The sequence below is a fragment of the Reyranella sp. genome (genome assembly GCF_050185545.1).
GTDB lineage: Bacteria > Pseudomonadota > Alphaproteobacteria > Reyranellales > Reyranellaceae > Reyranella.
Genome location: NZ_JBFWZI010000025.1, coordinates 34,445 through 50,562, shown reverse-complemented (window position 1 = coordinate 50,562; position 16,118 = coordinate 34,445). Strand labels below are relative to the sequence as shown.

Genomic DNA, 16,118 nt, shown 5'->3' with positions numbered 1-16,118 from the left:
CGAGGAGCTCCCTAGCCGCCGATGAAGGCGAGGATCGCCGAGCGGTCGTGATCGAGGTCCGGCGCCGGACGCCGGGTCTTGGGATCCTCGAAAGCCGACATCTTCAGCGGATTGCCGGCGAGCTTCAGCGTGCCGCCGCTGCCGTCGGGTACCTCGACCAGCATGTTGCGCGCGGCCACCTGCGGATGCTCGATCGCCTGCTTGATGTTGTTGATCGGCCCGCACGGCACGCCGGCCTTGGAGACCACGGCGATCCAGTGCGCCGTCGTGTCGTGCTTCAGAATCGATTCGATCTCGCGCTCGAGCGTGCCGTGATGCTTCTGGCGCAGCGCGTTGGTCTTGTAGTTGGGGTCGGCCGCCATGTCGGGGCGGCCGAGCGCCTCGCAGGTCTTGATGAAGAGACCGTCGTTGCCGGCGGCGATGATGATGGCGCCATCCGAAGTGCGGAACGCCTGGAAGGGGGTGATCGTCGGATGCCGCGCGCCGAGCGGGCCGGGAATCTCGCCCTCGACCGTGTAGCGCATGATGGCGTTCTCGAGCAGCGCGAGCTGGCAGTCGAACATGCTGATATCGACCTTGGTTGATTCGCCAGTCTTGAGGCGGTGGACGAGGGCGGCATTGACCGCGACGGCGGTGTAGAGGCCGGCGCCGATGTCGCCGATCGACATGCCGACGCGCGACGGCGGCTGGCCCTCGTTGCCGGTGATGCTCATCATTCCGCCCATGCCCTGCATGACCATGTCGTAGGCCGGGTCCCTGGAATTGGGCCCGGTGTGCCCGAAGCCCGACGCCGAGGCGTAGATCAGCCTGGGATATTTCTTGTGGAGGCTTTCCCAGCCGTAGCCCAGCTTCTCCATCGTGCCGGGCCGGAAGTTCTCGACCACCACGTCGGCCTTCTCCAGGAGCTTCTCGAAGATCGCGCGGTCGGCGTCGGCCTTGAGGTCGAGGGCGATGCTTTCCTTGCCGCGGTTGACCGAGGCGAAGTAGGTCGACTTGCCGTTGACGAAGGGCCCGTACGCGCGGGCATCGTCGCCGCCCTTGGGCGGCTCGACCTTGATCACCCGGGCGCCCATCTCGGCCATCAGCAGGGTGCAATAGGGGCCGGCCAGGATGCGGGACAGATCGACGACGGTGATGCCGGAAAGCGGTCCGGCGTGGTGCAGGGCAGGGGCGGACTGGGTCATGCCGCGTTCTTAGCCAGCGCGTGGCCGTGAATCCAGTCGCAGCTGCATACGCGACTGGTGTGGATTTTCACGCAAGAAAGTGGTTCCGTGGAAATCCAGGCTAGGGCTCTCGAAGCGCGAACGTGCGGCGCAGGAAATCGCCGACGTCGCGCGCGGCGAGGGCCAGCGCGCGCGGATCACCGCCCATCGTCGCGCCGCGCTCCATGCAGCCGCGAAGGTAGGCCGCGATGGCCGCTGGATCGCGCAGCGCGCCGCCGCTGTCCAGGCGCTGCATGGTGCCGCTCTCGACCTCGACCTGGGCCTTGCAGCCACGGGCGCTCTGCAGCTCCGGGACGAAGCGCGGCGGCGGGGGAATATCGAAATCGTGATAGGCACCTTCATACACCGTCACGTCGACGGGAGTGCCCTTGTCGCGAAACCAGGCGGCGTAAGTATGGCAGGCCGCCGCCGGGGTGTAGTCGTCGGCGCCGCCCAGCAGCATGAGGATGGGCGAGCCGGTGACGCTGGCGGCGTGATAGGGGATGCTGCACGAGGGGTAGAGGGCGACATGGGCGGCAAATCGCAGGGCACCGTCGATCATGCCGCGCCGCAGCGGCTCGAGCGTGCTGTACAGCGCCACCTGGCCGCCCCGCGAGAAGCCCATGACGCCGATGCGCGCGGGATCGATCTGCGGATGGGTCGCGAGCAGGCGCAATGCCGCCAGCGCATCGGCCAGGTTGGCCATCGTCGACAAACGGGTTTGGTCGCGCGCCGTCGATTGCAGGTTGCGCGGGCCGAAGCTGTCGACGACGAAGGTGGCGAGGCCCAGTGCGCCGAGACGCGCGGCCCAGGCCGCCTCGCGTCCCGGCAGGATGCCGCCGCTGCCGTGGGCGATGACCATCGCCGGTACTCGACCAGCCGCCCCCTGGGGCAGAGACAGTGTTCCGCGCACGGTCGTTCCCGGCACCGGATATGTCTGCCGCACGAGCGCACTGGGTCCTGACGGCGTTGCCGAAGCGAACTCGATGAGTCCCAAGCGGCCGTCGGCCAGCGAGGTGACGGGCTCGGCACGTGCCGGCGGCTGCGCCAGCAGGCAGATGGCTGTGGCCACCATGGCCAGGGCAGGCTTCATGTCAGCTTCGTCCTAGCCAACCGGTCGCCGCGAATCCAGCCAGACGTTCGCGGCGGCCGCACCGATCACGATGATGCCGCCCAGCAGGGTCAGGTCGTCCGGCTTTTCGCCATCGAACAGCCACACCCAGACCGGCCCCAGCACCAGCTCGAGCAGGCCCAGCAGGGCGGCCCGTCCTGCCGGGATTCGCTTCAGGCTCGCCATGTAGAGCAGGAGGCCACCGACGAGCTGGCCGGGGCTGAGCAGCAGGAGCCACGGCAACTGCGCCCAGGTTACGTTGCCCGGCTGGGCGAACGGCAACGCAACCAGGCCCGAGATCACGCCGGCGAGCCAGATCGCCGGCGCCATGCCGATGTCGCGGCGGTGGCGGACGACGACGTAGTTGCCGCTCATGCACAAGACGACGATGAAGGCCACGGCCATGCCGGCGAGCGAGCCCGCCTGCAGGGAACCGGCGACGCTCAGCGCCAGTCCCAGGGTTGCCATGGCCATCGTGACGATCGTGTGACCGTGCACCGGCTCGCCGAGGACGGCGCGCGCCAGCAGGGCCGTGATGAAGGGCGTGGCGCCGAACATCAGCAGCACATTGGCGACCGGCGCCAGGCCGAGGGCGAGAATGAAGGAGACGAAGGCGCCGGCCAGCAGGACTGCGCTCATCACAAGCGCCAGCCCGGCATTGCGCACGTCGATCAGGATGCCGCGCCGCTGCCAGACGAGAAGGGGAAGCATCGTCGTCACCAGGAACGCCGAGCGCCAGAACGACACGTCCCACGCCGGCAGATCGATCCGCCGCACGATGACGCCCGCCGTGCTGAAGATGGTCGCGGCGATCACGGCGAAGGCGACGCCGACGAGAGAGCTGGTTGCCGGAGTCATGCAGGTCCTTCATTGCGGCGTGCTGGCCCGGCAATGCAACGGGGACGCTCCCGAGGAATTCTTATGGAGAGGACTTCCGACGGTAGAACAGTGCTCGTCCAGTCGGGATGAGCTGGAGGAGAATATCGTAGTCGCGGACATTCGCAGTCAGCACGACCAAGCCAAGCTTCTGCCCTTGCAGGAACAATGCGCAGTCCTGCAGCGCCCGCAGCTTGCCGTCCTTGCCGTATCCTTGGATGCGGCACAGGATTCCCGACAGCAACGTCGCTCGTCCCTGAATCTCCAGATCCGGTGCGAACAGGCGATGCGGCGGCATGGCCGCGATCTGCTTGCGGATCTCGGCGATGACACCGGCCGTCCGTCGATCCGAAGGGTCGAGGACGCCGACCGTATGCATCAACTCTTGAAGGGCGACGGCCGAATGGTTGACTTGCCGCTGCGCAATCAGATCATCCAGGAGATCGGGAGACCGATCCTGCATCTGGTCGATGTATACGCAGGTGTCCAGCAACAGGCCCTGGCCGACGATTTGGCCGGCCTGGACGAACGGAAGCTCCTCGTCGCTCCGCCGCGCCAGCGTTTTCTGCCGGTCGAACCGTGCCCAGCGTCGCGCCGCGTCGAAGTCGAACTCTGCCACCTCAAAAGCCCAGCTTCAGCTCCGGATCGACCGTGCCTCGCGACATTCGGAACGCGTCTGCAAAGTTGTCCTCCAGCGCAACCGTCGCCAGCGCGAACTCGATCAGGTCGGTGTCGGTCTGGATGCCCGTCTGCCGTTTGGCTTGCTTGACCAAGGCCGAGCTCACCCGCCCTCCGATCCGGCCGCTCTTGTCCGTCAGCAGTCCCGACTGTTCTGCCGCTCGCATGACCGCTTCAAATCGAGCCTTGCCGACAACAATACTGTCGCCCGCCGAATCTCTTCGGGCCGTCAGGGTTCGACCCGCGACCCTATCGGCTCGGCCCTTCGCCTGTCTTGCACCGGGTGACTCCGACCTGCCTGCCAACGCCTTTGCCATGGCAATCGCTCATGTTAGACAAGAATGGAATTTGTTGAACGTAGACACTGCTTGGCAGATTTTCAATGTTTCAAGCTGCCGAAGCTCCACGGATCGTCCAAACTCTCGTGGATTGGCACAATTTGAGATCGAGGGCTTGTGTCGTCGCAGCCGCCTTGTGAGCGCAGGCCCGGCAAGGGACCTTGGCTGCGGCTTGGACATGTTGACAGCGACATGACTCTCGACCTGCCGCCCTTTCGCCCGCGCTTTCCCTGGTGGGGAGCCGATCTGCAGACCATCGCCAACCGGCTGCGCCGCGTGCCGACCTCGCTGTCGCCCCACACCAGCGAGAGGCTCCATTTTCCCTTGCCGGACGGCACCGGCGATACGCTTCTGGCCAGCCTCGACCGGCCGGCCAGGTCCGAAGCGGGAAAGCCGCTGGTCATCCTGATCCATGGTCTGACCGGCGCCGAGGACAGCGTCTATCTCTTCACCCTGGCGCGCCTGTTACTCGATCGCGGCCATCGCGTGTTGCGGCTCAATCTGCGCGGCGCGGGGCCGTCGCGGGCACTGTGCGGCCAGCACTACTATGCCGGCCGCAGCCAGGATTTCCGGACGCTGCTCTCGGTGCTGCCCGATGACCTCGCGCGCGACGGGCTGATGGCCGTCGGCTACTCCCTGGGCGGCGCCATGCTGCTGAAGTACCTCGGCGAGGAGGGGAGCGGCACGCCCTTGCGCGCCGCCGCCAGCGTTTGCGCGCCAATCGATCTCGCCGATACCTGCCGCAACATGCTTCGACCGCGCAATCGCATCTATCACCGCCACATCCTCGACACGATGAAGGTCGAGGCGACCGGCGAGGGCGCGGTGGTCTCGGCGGCCGAGAGAAGCGCGATCTTCGGCGCGCGCACGGTTTGGGACTACGACCACGTCTTCATTGCCCCGCGCTACGGCTTCGCCAGTGCCGAGGACTACTACGACCGGTGCCGTCCGACGCGCTTCATGGCCGGCATCAGGATCCCCACGCTCGTCCTCGCCGCGCTCGACGATCCGTGGATTCCCGGCGCGCTCTATCGCGCGTATGATTGGGCCTGCAATCCGTCGCTCCTGCCGCTGCTGCCCAACCACGGCGGTCACGTCGGCTTCCACGGCAGGGACAGCCGGCAGCCCTGGAGCGACCTGGCCGTGGCGAGGTTCTTCGAGCATGGTTGAACTTCCATCCCTTATGCAGGTTCTCGGCGTCGCCGCCTCGCTGGTTGCGCTGATCCTGGCCTGGCGCGCCTACCGCAGCGCCTCCGAGGAGCACGAGCGGCGCAAGAGGGAGAAGGACGACCGGCGCCGCTAGGCGCGACGCCGGTTCACCCTGGTTCGCGGCGCGCGCTCGATCAGCAGCTGGAGCAGCGCCCGGGCCGCCGGGCTGAGGTAACCCTTTCGGCGGTGCAGGACGGTGATCGGGATCGCGGTGCGCATGCTGGGGATGTCGAGCGCCACCAGCACCCCCTGGCGCAGCTCGTCGCGCACGCTGGTTTCCGGCACCAGCGCCACGCCGAAGCCTGCCTGGGCCAGCCGCTTCTGGGCGGTCAGGCTGTCGATCAAGGTCAGATCGGCGCTGTCCAGCCCGGCCCGGGCGAGTTGCCGCGCCAGCACATGGCCCGAGGAATCACGATCGCCGGCCGATGGCGGAAAGCCGACCCAGCGCTCGCCCGCCAGCGCCCGGGGATCGCGCACGCGGCGGCCGGCCAGAGGATGGCCCGCGGCGGCGATCACGAGCATGGCTTCGCTGCCCACGTTCTGCTCCACCAGGTCGGGTCGGTTGCCGGTGAAATAGCGCAGCCCGAGGGTGGCATCGCCGCGGCGCACGAGATCGCTGACCTCCGCGCTCGACGCGGTGCGCAGCTCGAGACGAACGTCTTTCTGTCGTCGTGCAAAACGGCGCAGCACATCGACGATCCGGGTGTCGGCCAGGGTGCCCACCAGCGCGAGCGAGACCGCGCCGCGGGTCGCGCCAGCGAGATCGCGTACCGCATCGCGCCCATCCTCGAGCGCGGCCATGGCGGCTTCGGCGTAGGGCAGGAAGGCGCGCCCGGCCTCCGTCAGCCGCGCCCGGCCGCGTATGCGCTCGAACAGCGGAGCGCCCAGCTCCTGCTCGAGCAGGCCGAGGCGCCGGCTGATGGCGGGCTGGGAGCGGTGCAGCCGCTGGCCTGCGCGCGAAAAGCCACCGGTCTCCGCGATGGCGAGGAATGTTCGAAGCTCGTCGACTTCCATGATCCGGAAAGCTGATAGTGAGCAACGATATTATGCATTTTACAAAAGCCGGCCAGGGCGGTGAATTGGCGGGAACCCGAACAGGAGACGCGAGATGCCCGATCAAGCCGACAAAGCCGCGACGTTCCGCGCCCTGCACGAGAGGCCCGGCGCCTTCGTCATCCCCAATCCCTGGGATGCCGGCAGCGCGCGCCTGCTGGCGGGGCTCGGCTTCGAGGCGCTGGCCACCACGAGCCTCGGCCTGGCCAACATGCTGGGCCGGCCGGACAGCACGGTGACGCGCGCCGAGGTGGTCGCGAACTGCCGCGAGATTGCCGCGGCGACCGACCTGCCGGTCAATGTCGACTTGGAGAATGGCTTCGCCCACGAGCCGAAGGCGGCGGCAGAGGCCATCCGGCTTGCCAGCGAGGCGGGAGCCGTCGGCGGCTCGATCGAGGATTTCACCGGAGACGCCAGGGATCCGATCTACGATTTCGATCTCGCTGTGGCGCGCGTCGAGGCGGCAGTGGCGGTCGCCCGCAGCCTGCCGGTACCGTTCATGCTGACGGCGCGGGCCGAGAACCTGATCCGCGGCCGCGTCGACATGGCCGACACGATCCGCCGTCTCCAGGCCTATGTGGAGGCGGGCGCCGACGTCGTCTATGCGCCGGGTTTGCGCACTCTCGACGAGGTGCGCCATGTGGCCGGCGCGGTCAGTCGCCCGGTGAACGTCGTCACGGGCTGGCTCGACCCGGACATCACCGTGGCGCAACTGGCCGCGGCGGGAGCCAAGCGGATCAGCGTCGGCGGCGCACTGTCGCGGCTGGCGCTCGCCACCTTCGTGGGTGCCGGACGGGCCATGAAGGAACAGGGCTCGTTCGCCTGGATGCGCGACATGATCGGCATCAAGGAACTGCAGCGGCTGTTGGCAGTTGGCGCGTGAGGCAAGTATTCCTGTGACGTGCAAATGGCGCGGCCATGTCTGATCCGTCCGGCATGAATCTGGCGACGAGCGGCGCCTGCCATGCTGATATAGTCGCGGCGTGAACCTCTAGGACGGAATGACTATCGCTGGAGCATAGCCGCAGCCATTGCAGGGGCGGGGAGCTTTACCGAAGTTGATATTCCCTTCGACTGACGCCATGAGTCATGGCGCAATCACTTCAGAACAATCGGTTCCGACGGCGGCCCTTCGTGCAGTAGCGACCGGAGGCGGCTGCCGAGATCGATCGGCTCGAACCGCTCCGTTGATGCGGTGATGTCCTCGACGCGCCACCAGCGGTGGCCACGGGTCCAGCTGCGCTCGCGCTCGTCGAGGCCGGAGGTGTCGACCTCGGTACGGTCGGTGCGGGCCAGAAAGAAGCGCTCCCTGTGCAGCACGTCCTTGCCGCGCCAGCTCATGCGGCGTTCGCGCGCCCACACCCAACGCGGCGTGCCGATCACCGGCAGCCTGGTTTCCTCGTGCGCTTCGCGCACTGCGGCGTCGGCGAATTCCTCGCCGGGGTCGACGAAGCCGCCGATCATCACCCAGAACGGGTCGAAGTACGGGTTGGCCGGATCGTAGACGCCGGGGTCGTGGACGTTGAACAGGAAGAGGCGATCCTGCGGGTCGAGCAGGATCAGCCGCGCCGACGGTCTTTCGATCATCTTGATGGGCGTTCGATTATCGCCAAGGGCGCACGATCATTTGCGGGCGGCGAGAAGCCGGGCCGCGTCGACGGCGCCGTAGGTCAGGATGCCGTCGCAGCCGGCGCGCTTGAAGCTGGTCAGCGTCTCGATCAGCACCTTGTTCCAGTCGAGCCAGCCGCGGTCGGCGGCTCCGCGCAGCATCGCGTACTCGCCGCTCACCTGGTAGGCATAGGTCGGCACGCCGAAGGCGTCCTTCACGCGGCGCACGATGTCGAGATAGGGCAGGCCCGGCTTCACCATCACCATGTCGGCGCCTTCCTCGATGTCGAAGCCGACCTCGCGCAGGGCCTCGTCGGAGTTGGCCGGATCCATCTGGTAGGTTTTCTTGTCGCCTTTCAGCGCACCCGAGCTGCCGATGGCGTCGCGGAAGGGATTGTAGAAGGCCGACGCGTACTTGGCGGCATAGGACATGATCTGGGCGTGGATGAAACCCTTGTCGTCGAGCGCCTTGCGGATGGCGCCGATGCGGCCGTCCATCATGTCCGACGGCGCCTGGACGTCGGCGCCGGCCTCGGTCTGCACGATCGCCTGCTTCACCAGGGCGTCGAGCGATTCGTCATTCTGAACGTAGCCGTCGCGCACGATGCCGTCATGGCCGTCGCTGTTGAACGGGTCGAGCGCCACGTCGCAGACGACGCCGATGCCCGAGACCTCCTTCTTGACGGCGCGGATGGCGCGGCACACCAGGTTGTCCGGGTTGTAGGCCTCGCGGGCGTCCGGCGTCTTCGCCTGGGGATCGGTCTCGGGAAAGATCGCCAGCGCCGGGATGCCGAGGTCGCGGGCCTGCTTGGCCGCCTCGACGAAGAGATCGATCGAGAGCCGATCGACACCCGGCATGGACGAAACGGGCGTCCGGGATTTCTGCCCCTCCTGGACGAAAACCGGCCAGATCAGGTCGTCGACCGACAGCCTGGTTTCGGCGACGAGGCGGCGTGACCAGTCCTCGCGGCGATTGCGGCGCAGGCGGGTGCCGGGATAGCGACCCAGGGTGGTGAAACGGCTCGGCATGGCAGGACTTTATGGCGCGAAGCTCGAACAGCGGCAATGCGACTTGTTTGACTGCCCGAGGCCCCCCGATATGATCCGCGGCCCATGAATTTCGAGCTCTCCGAGGATCAACGCGCGTTCCGTGATACGGCGCGGCAATTTGCGACCGAGCGCATGTTGCCCGACGCCGCCAGGTGGGACGCCGAGAAGATCTTTCCCGAAGAGGCCCTGCGCGAGGCCGCGGCGCTTGGCTTCGGTGGCATCTATGTCCGCGACGACGTCGGCGGCAGCGGCCTGTCGCGCCTCGATGCGGCGCTGATCATGGAGGAGCTGGCGGCAGCGTGCCCGAGCACGGCGGCCTACATCTCGATCCACAACATGGCTGCCTGGATGATCGACGGTTTCGGCGACGACGATCAGCGCCGGCGCTTCCTGCCGAAGCTCTGCTCGATGGAGCACTTCGCCAGCTACTGCCTGACCGAGCCCGGCGCCGGCTCGGATGCCGCCGGCCTTGCTACGCGCGCCGAGCTGGCGGGCGACCACTATGTCGTGAACGGCACCAAGGCGTTCATCTCGGGCGGCGGGCGCAGCGACGTCTACGTGGTCATGCTGCGCACCGGCGGCAAAGGGGCGGGCGGCATCTCGACCCTGGTGGTCGAGAACGGCACCCCGGGCCTCTCCTTCGGCAAGCAGGAGCAGAAGCTCGGCTGGAACAGCCAGCCGACCGCGGCCGTGATCTTCGAGAACTGCAAGGTACCGGTCGCCAACCGGCTGGGCCCGGAAGGGCACGGCTTCAAGATCGCCATGGCCGGCCTGGATGGCGGCCGCATCAACATCGGCGCCTGCTCGCTGGGCGGCGCGCGCGCCTGCCTCGAGACGGCCTCGCGCTACGTCGTCGAGCGCAAGCAGTTCGGCAAGCCGATCGCCGATTTCCAGGCGACCCAGTTCAAGCTCGCCGACATGGCGACCGAGCTCGACGCGGCGCGCCTGCTGATCTGGCGGGCGGCGAGCCTGCTCGATGCCAAGTCGCCGGAGGCGACGCAGGCGGCCGCGATGGGCAAGCGTTTCGCCACCGACGTCGGCTTCCGCGTCGTCAACGAGGCGCTGCAACTGCATGGCGGATACGGCTACTTGAAGGACTTCCCCATCGAGCGCTATCTGCGCGACCTGCGCGTGCACCAGATCCTCGAGGGTACCAACGAGATCATGCGCGTGATCATTTCGCGCCGGCTGCTGATGGGCTGAAGGTTGTCATTGCGAGGTTGACGGTAGTCGTTGCGAGGTCGCGGGCCTCTTGGACCGCGGGCGTCCCGCCCGCTCATGCTCATGAACATGAGCCGGCGGGACGCCCGCGGTCCGGAAGACCAAGGTCCGGAAGAAGCCAGTGGCTTCGAGATGGCGGGCGAAGAGTGACGGAGAGTGAATGACCGAGTCGGAGATTCTGTTCGAGGTGAAGGAGGGGCTGGGCCTGATCACGCTCAACCGGCCCAAGGCCCTGAATGCGCTGACGCATGGTATGATCCTGGAACTGGAGAAGGTCCTGCCGGGCTGGGAGGCGGACCCGTCGATCAAGGCCGTGGTGCTGCGCGGCGCCGGCGATCGGGCGTTCTGCGCCGGCGGCGACGTGATCGGGCTCTATCGCGAGATGCGCGACAACCCGTCGGGCACGCTGCGCCGCGACTTCTTTCGTGACGAGTACATCGTCAACCGCCGCATTTATCGCTTCGCCAAGCCATGGATCTCCCTGATCGACGGCATCGACATGGGTGGCGGCGTCGGCCTGTCGGTGCACGGCTCGCATTCGGTGGCGAGCGAAAAGTTCCTGTTCGCCATGCCGGAAACCACCATCGGCCTGTTTCCCGATGTCGGCGGCGGCTATTTCCTGACGCGCCTGCCCGGGGCGCTGGGGACCTTCCTTGCGCTCACCAGCTACCGGCTGAAGGCAGCCGACGCGGTGTGGGCGGGTATCGTCGACGCGCACGTCCCGAGCGCCAGGATGGGCGAGCTGCTGGCCGCCCTGGGCGCGGCCGACTTGTCCGGTCCGGATGCCAACCGCAAGGTCGACAAGGTGATCGCGGGCTTTGCAGCCAATGCCGGCGTGCCGAGCCTGCCGGCGCTGATGCCCGAGATCGATCGCTGCTTCTCTGCCGAATCGGTCGGCGAGATCGAGGCCAAGCTGAAGAGGCAGCCGGGCGAGTGGGCGCAGAAGCAGCTCGCGGCGCTCCTGAAGCTGTCGCCGCTGTCCATGGCCATCACCCTCGAGCAGCTCAAGCGCTGCGCCAACCGCTCGTTCGAGGACACGATGACCATCGAGTATCGCATGGCCCAGTCCTGCATGCGGCCCGACCATGACTTCTTCGAAGGCGTGCGCGCCCTCCTGGTCGACAAGGACCAGAAACCGAAATGGACCCCTCCCACCATCGACGCCGTGACGCCGGCGATGGTGGAGGCGCATTTCCAGCCGGTCGCGAATGATTTGATGTTCGAGTGAGTCATTTCTCCTCCCCAGCTTCGCTGGGGAGGTGTCTCGGTAATCCGAGACGGAGGGGTCATGATGCGGACCGCGGGCGTCTCGCCTGCTCATCAGAAGAGCGGGCGGGACGCCCGCGGTCCGGAAGAGCGATGACCCCTCCGTCGCCGTGTGACGGCGACACCTCCCCAGCGGAGCTGGGGACGAGCTAAGATTGAGATGACCTGAAACGGGGAGGATCCCATGGCGAAGATTGCATTCATCGGGCTCGGCAACATGGGTGGTCCGATGGCCGCCAATCTGGTCAAGGCACAGCATCAGGTGACGGCCTTCGACCTGTCGGCCGCGGCCGTCGAGGCGGCGGTCGGCCACGGCGCCCGGAAGGCGGCGTCGGCGGCGGAGGCGGTCAAGGAGGCCGAGGTGGTGGTCACCATGCTGCCGGCCGGCAAGCATGTACGCGAGGTCTACGAGAAGGACGTGCTGCCCAACGCCGCCAAGGGCGCCCTGCTGATCGACTGCTCGACGATCGATGTCGACAGCGCGCGTCATGTCGGAGCGCTGGCGGAGAAGGCGGGCTTCGAGATGATCGATGCGCCAGTCTCGGGCGGCGTCGGCGGCGCGACGGCGGGCACGCTCACCTTCATGGTCGGCGGCAGCGATCAGGCTTTTGCCAAGGCCAGGCCGATCCTGGAGAAGATGGGCCGCAACATCGTCCACGCCGGCGCCAGCGGCAACGGCCAGGCGGCCAAGATCTGCAACAACATGATCCTCGGCGTCTCGATGATCGCCGTCAGCGAAGGCTTCATGCTGGCCAAGCGACTGGGCCTCGATGCCCAGAAGCTGTTCGACGTGGCCTCGACGTCGTCCGGCCAATGCTGGTCGCTCACCAACTACTGCCCGGTGCCGGGACCGGTCCCGACCTCGCCGGCCAATCGCGATTACCAGGCGGGCTTCACCGCGGCCATGATGCTGAAGGACCTGATGCTGGCGCAGCAGGCGGCGAATGCGGTGGGCGCCAGCACGCCGATGGGGGCCGAGGCGGCGCAGCTCTTCAACCTGTTCGTCAACAGCGGCAATGCGGCCAAGGATTTCTCCGGCATCATCCGCATGCTCGACGGGAAGTGAGGCAGCCATGATCACGCTGTATGACCTGGCGGTGGAGGGCGATCGCCGGCCCAGCCCGTACTGCTGGCGGACCAAGTACGTCCTGAAGCACAAGGGGCTCGCCTGGCGCGACGAGCCGGTGGGCTTCACAGAGAAGGAGAAGATCGCCTTCGCCCAGTCGCAGACCGTCCCGGTGATCCATGACGGCGCCACGGTGGTGAAGGACAGCTGGGCGATCGCCCGGCACCTCGACGAGGCCTATCCGAACAATCCGCTGTTCGCGAACGAAGCCGCCCTGTCCCATGCCCGCTTCGTGGCCGGGTGGGCGGATTCGGTCGTCCAGCCGGCGCTGTTTCCGATCATCGTCGGCGACCTCTACGAGCGCGTGCGGCCGGCCGACCAGGCCTACTTCAGGGAGACGCGGGGCAAGCGGATCGGGACGACGGATTTCGCCGGCTTCCAGAAGGCGGCACGCGATAAAGGCGTCGTCGCGTTCCGCACCGTCCTCGAGCCGGCGCGGCGCGTTCTGAAGGAGCAAGCCTTCCTCGCCGGCGCGAAGCCGGCCTATCCGGACTACGCCTTGGCCGGGTCGCTCCTGTGGGCGCACATCGCAAGCCCGCTGGTTCTGCTGGAGCCGGACGATCCGGTATATGCTTGGCGTGAGCGGATGCTGGATCTGTTCGACGGACTGGGCCGCAAGGCCAAGGCCGCGTGAGGTATGACGCCGTCGTCTTCGACCTGCTGACGGCGCTGCTCGATTCGTGGACGTTGTGGAACAGCGTCGCCGGTTCGGCCGAGGATGGCTTGCGATGGCGACGGCGGTACCTCGAGATCACCTACGGCTGCGGCGCCTACCGGCCGTATGAAACCCTGGTGCGCGAGGCGGCGCGCGACGTCGGCCTGCCGGAGGCGCTGGGCGAGCAACTCGAACGTCGCTGGCCGGGACTCGCTCCGTGGCCCGAGGCAAGGGGCGTCGTGAGCCGGATCGGCGTCCCGCTCGCGGTCGCCACCAACTGCTCGATCCGGCTCGGTCGACAGGCGGCGGCGCAGGTCGGCGTTCCGTTCGCAGTGGTAGCGACGGCGGAAAGCGTCGGCTTCTACAAGCCGCGGCCCGAGCCTTATCGTGCCGTGCTGGCGGCGCTTGGAACACCACCTGAGCGCACGCTCTTCGTCGCCGGATCGGCGTCGGATGTGCCGGGGGCCAGGGCTGTCGGCATGCCGGTCTACTGGCACAATCGCATCGGCCTGCCCCCGCGCGACGAGACGCCGCCCGACTATCTCGAGCCGACGCTCGACGCACTGGAGCGAATCCTGACGTGATGGCACCGCCCGAGGTTCCATCACGGCGGGATTTCGCGCACCTGCATGGTTGTTGGGCCGGGCTCCTTCGGTTCGGCTGATTCCGCGCCACGGGCATCTGGTCCAGGCGACTTGTTTCCTTCGTCGCAGGGACGGGGCTATGGTGCCGGGCCAGCCGAAGGAGATCGCGTGGCCGACGTGACCGAATTCAAGCCCGCCGACCACCGCTTCGGACCGACGCACTGGTTCGAGGACATCAAGGTCGGCGACAGGTACTACATCAATTCGCGCACCCAGACGGAGGCGCTGTTCGCGGCGTTCCAGCTCGCCAGCGGCGACAATCATCCGATCCACTACGATCGCGAATATTGCCGGGCGCGGGGGCATCGCGACCTGCTGGCGCACGGGCTGCAGGTCGCCGTCCAGGGGGCCGCGGGCGGCGGCATTTTCCCGCACGTCATCGGCGACGCCCTGATCGGCTTTCTCGAGCAGTCTTCGCGCTTTCTCAAGCCCGTATATTGCGGCGACACGCTCTATCCCATGCTGGAAGTGAGCGAGGTCCGGCCGGGGCGGACGACCGGCGTCGTCGTCATGAAGCTCACCATTCACAATCAGAAGGGCGAGCTGGTCAGCGATGGCGAGCACAAGTACTTGCTCAAGCGGCGGCCGGCGTGACAGAGGTGCCAGTCGACGAGATCAGAGTCGACGAAACCATCATCGACGCGGCCCATGATGAACGGTAGGCCGTAACCCGCACACGGGACGAAGTGAGGACGACATGCTGGGAGTGATCGCCAAGCTCACCATCAAGCCTGGGACCAATGCCGAGTTCGAGGCGACGATGAAGGCCCTGCAGGCCAGGGTGCACGCCGACGAGCCGGGCAACAAGCTCTATGCCCTGCACAAGACCGCCGACGCCAACGTCTACGTCATGCTGGAGCGCTACGACGACCAGGCCGCCCTCGACGCCCATCGCGCGGCGCCGCATTACAAGGAGCTGGGGCGCAAGCTCGGCGACTATCTCGCTGGCCGGCCCGACGTCCAGGTGATGACCGAAGTCTGAGGGGGCCAGGGTGCTCGGGACAATGGACGGAATCTTCCATCGGCATACCAAGCCCGGCACGTCTCCCGGCACGCTGGCCGGCCGTGCGCCCGTTCCCGACGAGGCGCTCGACTTCACCCTGGTGGAGTACACGGGCGACGACGTGCAGGTGCTGCACGGCGTCGAGGTAGACGAGTGCCGCTTTCATCTCGGCACGCCGGGGCGGACCTGGATCGATGTCGCCGGGCGGCCGAGCTCCGACATGCTGCGCGACCTCGGCATGGCCTTCAACCTGCATCCGCTGGCCCTCGAGGACGTCTTCCACGCCCATCAGAGGAGCAAGCTCGACCTCTACGAGGGGCAGGGCTTCATCGTGCTGAACGATCCGGTCTACGAGGACGGCGAGCTCCATCCGCGCCAGGTCAGCATCTTCTTCGGCGAGAACTACGTGATCTCCTTCCACGATCACAAGATGGACATCTTCAAGCCGGTGCGCGATCGCGTGCAGACCGCGGGATCGCGGCTGCGCATGTTCGGCACCGACTATCTCGTCTATGCGCTGATCGACCTCGTGGTCGACCGCAAGTTCCCGCTGATCGAGGCGATGTCGAGCCATCTCGAGGAGCTCGAGGACGAGGCGCTGGAGCATCCGACCCCCGACACGCTCAACCGCATCCACCAGGCGCGGCGGGCGCTGGTGGCATTCCATCGCATCCAGTGGGCCGAGCGCGAGACCGTGCTGGCGGTGATGCGGCCGGACGTGCCGTTCATCATGCCCGAGACGCGGACCTACATGCGCGACTGCTTCGACCACGCCCTGGCCGTGCTCGAGCTGGTCGAGAGCTACCGCGAAATGACCAACGGGCTGATGGAAGTCTACCTCATGCATGCCTCCAATCGCATGAGCGAGGTGATGAAGACGATGGCCATCATCACCGTGTTCTTCATGCCGCTGAGCTTCCTGGCCGGCATCTACGGCATGAACTTCGACCGCGACCATGGAAACATGCCGGAGCTCGGCTGGCGCTACGGCTACGTCTTCTTCTGGGGAATGGTCGTCGTGATCGTCATCTCCCTGTTCATCTGGCTGAAGCGCAAGCGCTGGATCTGAAGGAACAGT

The 16,118-nt window shown here is 67.0% G+C and carries 19 protein-coding genes; 11 read left to right on the top strand and 8 right to left on the bottom strand.

The window, feature by feature from the left end:
* Positions 1-11 precede the first annotated feature (11 nt).
* The 5 genes from AB7O82_RS09790 to AB7O82_RS09770 all read right to left on the bottom strand — a co-directional run bounded on the left by AB7O82_RS09790 (position 12) and on the right by AB7O82_RS09770 (position 4,184).
* Positions 12-1,184, bottom strand: coding sequence for a CaiB/BaiF CoA transferase family protein (locus tag AB7O82_RS09790; protein WP_428543373.1), 1,173 nt, complete (start codon positions 1,182-1,184; stop codon positions 12-14).
* A 100-nt stretch (positions 1,185-1,284) separates the two neighbouring features.
* Positions 1,285-2,295: a dienelactone hydrolase family protein gene (locus AB7O82_RS09785; RefSeq protein ID WP_428543371.1), complete on the bottom strand. Its 1,011-nt coding sequence runs from the start codon at positions 2,293-2,295 to the stop codon at positions 1,285-1,287.
* 12 nt (positions 2,296-2,307) lie between these two features.
* A complete protein-coding gene (locus tag AB7O82_RS09780; RefSeq protein WP_428543369.1) occupies positions 2,308-3,171 on the bottom strand; it encodes a DMT family transporter in 864 nt (287 codons plus the stop codon).
* Positions 3,172-3,232: 61 nt separating this feature from the next.
* Complete coding sequence (locus AB7O82_RS09775) at positions 3,233-3,808, bottom strand: type II toxin-antitoxin system VapC family toxin (protein ID WP_428543367.1); 576 nt, start codon at positions 3,806-3,808, stop codon at positions 3,233-3,235.
* Position 3,809: 1 nt separating this feature from the next.
* On the bottom strand, positions 3,810-4,184 hold the full coding sequence (locus AB7O82_RS09770) for a hypothetical protein (protein WP_428543365.1): 375 nt from the start codon (positions 4,182-4,184) through the stop codon (positions 3,810-3,812).
* 213 nt (positions 4,185-4,397) lie between these two features.
* On the opposite strand from AB7O82_RS09770, the gene AB7O82_RS09765 reads away from it, so the two are divergent.
* Both AB7O82_RS09765 and AB7O82_RS09760 read left to right on the top strand, forming a co-directional pair.
* Positions 4,398-5,375 (top strand): YheT family hydrolase, encoded by a 978-nt coding sequence (locus AB7O82_RS09765; RefSeq protein WP_428543363.1) that lies wholly within the window; start codon positions 4,398-4,400, stop codon positions 5,373-5,375.
* Positions 5,368-5,508: a hypothetical protein gene (locus AB7O82_RS09760; protein ID WP_428543361.1), complete on the top strand. Its 141-nt coding sequence runs from the start codon at positions 5,368-5,370 to the stop codon at positions 5,506-5,508. The genes AB7O82_RS09765 and AB7O82_RS09760 overlap by 8 nt, the downstream gene beginning before the upstream one ends.
* On the opposite strand, the gene AB7O82_RS09755 is transcribed toward AB7O82_RS09760, so the two are convergent.
* Positions 5,505-6,428 carry a LysR family transcriptional regulator gene (locus AB7O82_RS09755; protein WP_428543359.1) on the bottom strand — a complete coding sequence of 308 codons (924 nt, stop codon included), beginning with the start codon at positions 6,426-6,428 and terminating at the stop codon, positions 5,505-5,507. The two genes, AB7O82_RS09760 and AB7O82_RS09755, sit on opposite strands and share 4 nt — an antisense overlap.
* Positions 6,429-6,522: 94 nt before the next feature.
* On the opposite strand from AB7O82_RS09755, the gene AB7O82_RS09750 reads away from it, so the two are divergent.
* Complete coding sequence (locus AB7O82_RS09750) at positions 6,523-7,350, top strand: isocitrate lyase/PEP mutase family protein (RefSeq protein ID WP_428543357.1); 828 nt, start codon at positions 6,523-6,525, stop codon at positions 7,348-7,350.
* A 215-nt stretch (positions 7,351-7,565) separates the two neighbouring features.
* Here the strand turns inward: AB7O82_RS09750 and AB7O82_RS09745 are convergent, their stop codons facing one another.
* Together AB7O82_RS09745 and hemB are read right to left on the bottom strand one after the other, a co-directional pair.
* The gene (locus AB7O82_RS09745) at positions 7,566-8,054 is read right to left on the bottom strand and encodes an NUDIX hydrolase (protein ID WP_428543355.1); all 489 of its coding nucleotides are present in this window, start codon (positions 8,052-8,054) and stop codon (positions 7,566-7,568) included.
* 36 nt (positions 8,055-8,090) lie between these two features.
* The gene (gene hemB, locus AB7O82_RS09740) at positions 8,091-9,104 is read right to left on the bottom strand and encodes a porphobilinogen synthase (protein ID WP_428543353.1); all 1,014 of its coding nucleotides are present in this window, start codon (positions 9,102-9,104) and stop codon (positions 8,091-8,093) included.
* An 84-nt stretch (positions 9,105-9,188) separates the two neighbouring features.
* Between hemB and AB7O82_RS09735 the strand changes: the two genes are divergently transcribed.
* The 8 genes from AB7O82_RS09735 (at position 9,189) to corA (ending at position 16,109) form a co-directional block, all read left to right on the top strand.
* The gene (locus AB7O82_RS09735) at positions 9,189-10,328 is read left to right on the top strand and encodes an acyl-CoA dehydrogenase family protein (protein WP_428543351.1); all 1,140 of its coding nucleotides are present in this window, start codon (positions 9,189-9,191) and stop codon (positions 10,326-10,328) included.
* A gap of 178 nt (positions 10,329-10,506) precedes the next feature.
* The gene (locus AB7O82_RS09730; protein WP_428543349.1) at positions 10,507-11,574 is read left to right on the top strand and encodes an enoyl-CoA hydratase/isomerase family protein; all 1,068 of its coding nucleotides are present in this window, start codon (positions 10,507-10,509) and stop codon (positions 11,572-11,574) included.
* Between the two features lie 222 nt (positions 11,575-11,796).
* The gene (mmsB, locus tag AB7O82_RS09725; protein WP_428543347.1) at positions 11,797-12,678 is read left to right on the top strand and encodes a 3-hydroxyisobutyrate dehydrogenase; all 882 of its coding nucleotides are present in this window, start codon (positions 11,797-11,799) and stop codon (positions 12,676-12,678) included.
* A 7-nt stretch (positions 12,679-12,685) separates the two neighbouring features.
* Positions 12,686-13,372, top strand: coding sequence for a glutathione S-transferase N-terminal domain-containing protein (locus AB7O82_RS09720; RefSeq protein WP_428543345.1), 687 nt, complete (start codon positions 12,686-12,688; stop codon positions 13,370-13,372).
* Positions 13,369-13,977 carry an HAD-IA family hydrolase gene (locus AB7O82_RS09715; protein WP_428543343.1) on the top strand — a complete coding sequence of 203 codons (609 nt, stop codon included), beginning with the start codon at positions 13,369-13,371 and terminating at the stop codon, positions 13,975-13,977. Before AB7O82_RS09720 ends, AB7O82_RS09715 begins: the two co-directional genes overlap by 4 nt.
* 177 nt (positions 13,978-14,154) lie before the next feature.
* Positions 14,155-14,631 carry a MaoC family dehydratase gene (locus AB7O82_RS09710; RefSeq protein WP_428543379.1) on the top strand — a complete coding sequence of 159 codons (477 nt, stop codon included), beginning with the start codon at positions 14,155-14,157 and terminating at the stop codon, positions 14,629-14,631.
* Positions 14,632-14,734: 103 nt separating this feature from the next.
* The gene (locus AB7O82_RS09705; protein WP_428543341.1) at positions 14,735-15,019 is read left to right on the top strand and encodes a putative quinol monooxygenase; all 285 of its coding nucleotides are present in this window, start codon (positions 14,735-14,737) and stop codon (positions 15,017-15,019) included.
* 22 nt (positions 15,020-15,041) lie between these two features.
* Positions 15,042-16,109: a magnesium/cobalt transporter CorA gene (gene corA, locus AB7O82_RS09700; RefSeq protein ID WP_428543339.1), complete on the top strand. Its 1,068-nt coding sequence runs from the start codon at positions 15,042-15,044 to the stop codon at positions 16,107-16,109.
* Positions 16,110-16,118 lie beyond the last annotated feature (9 nt).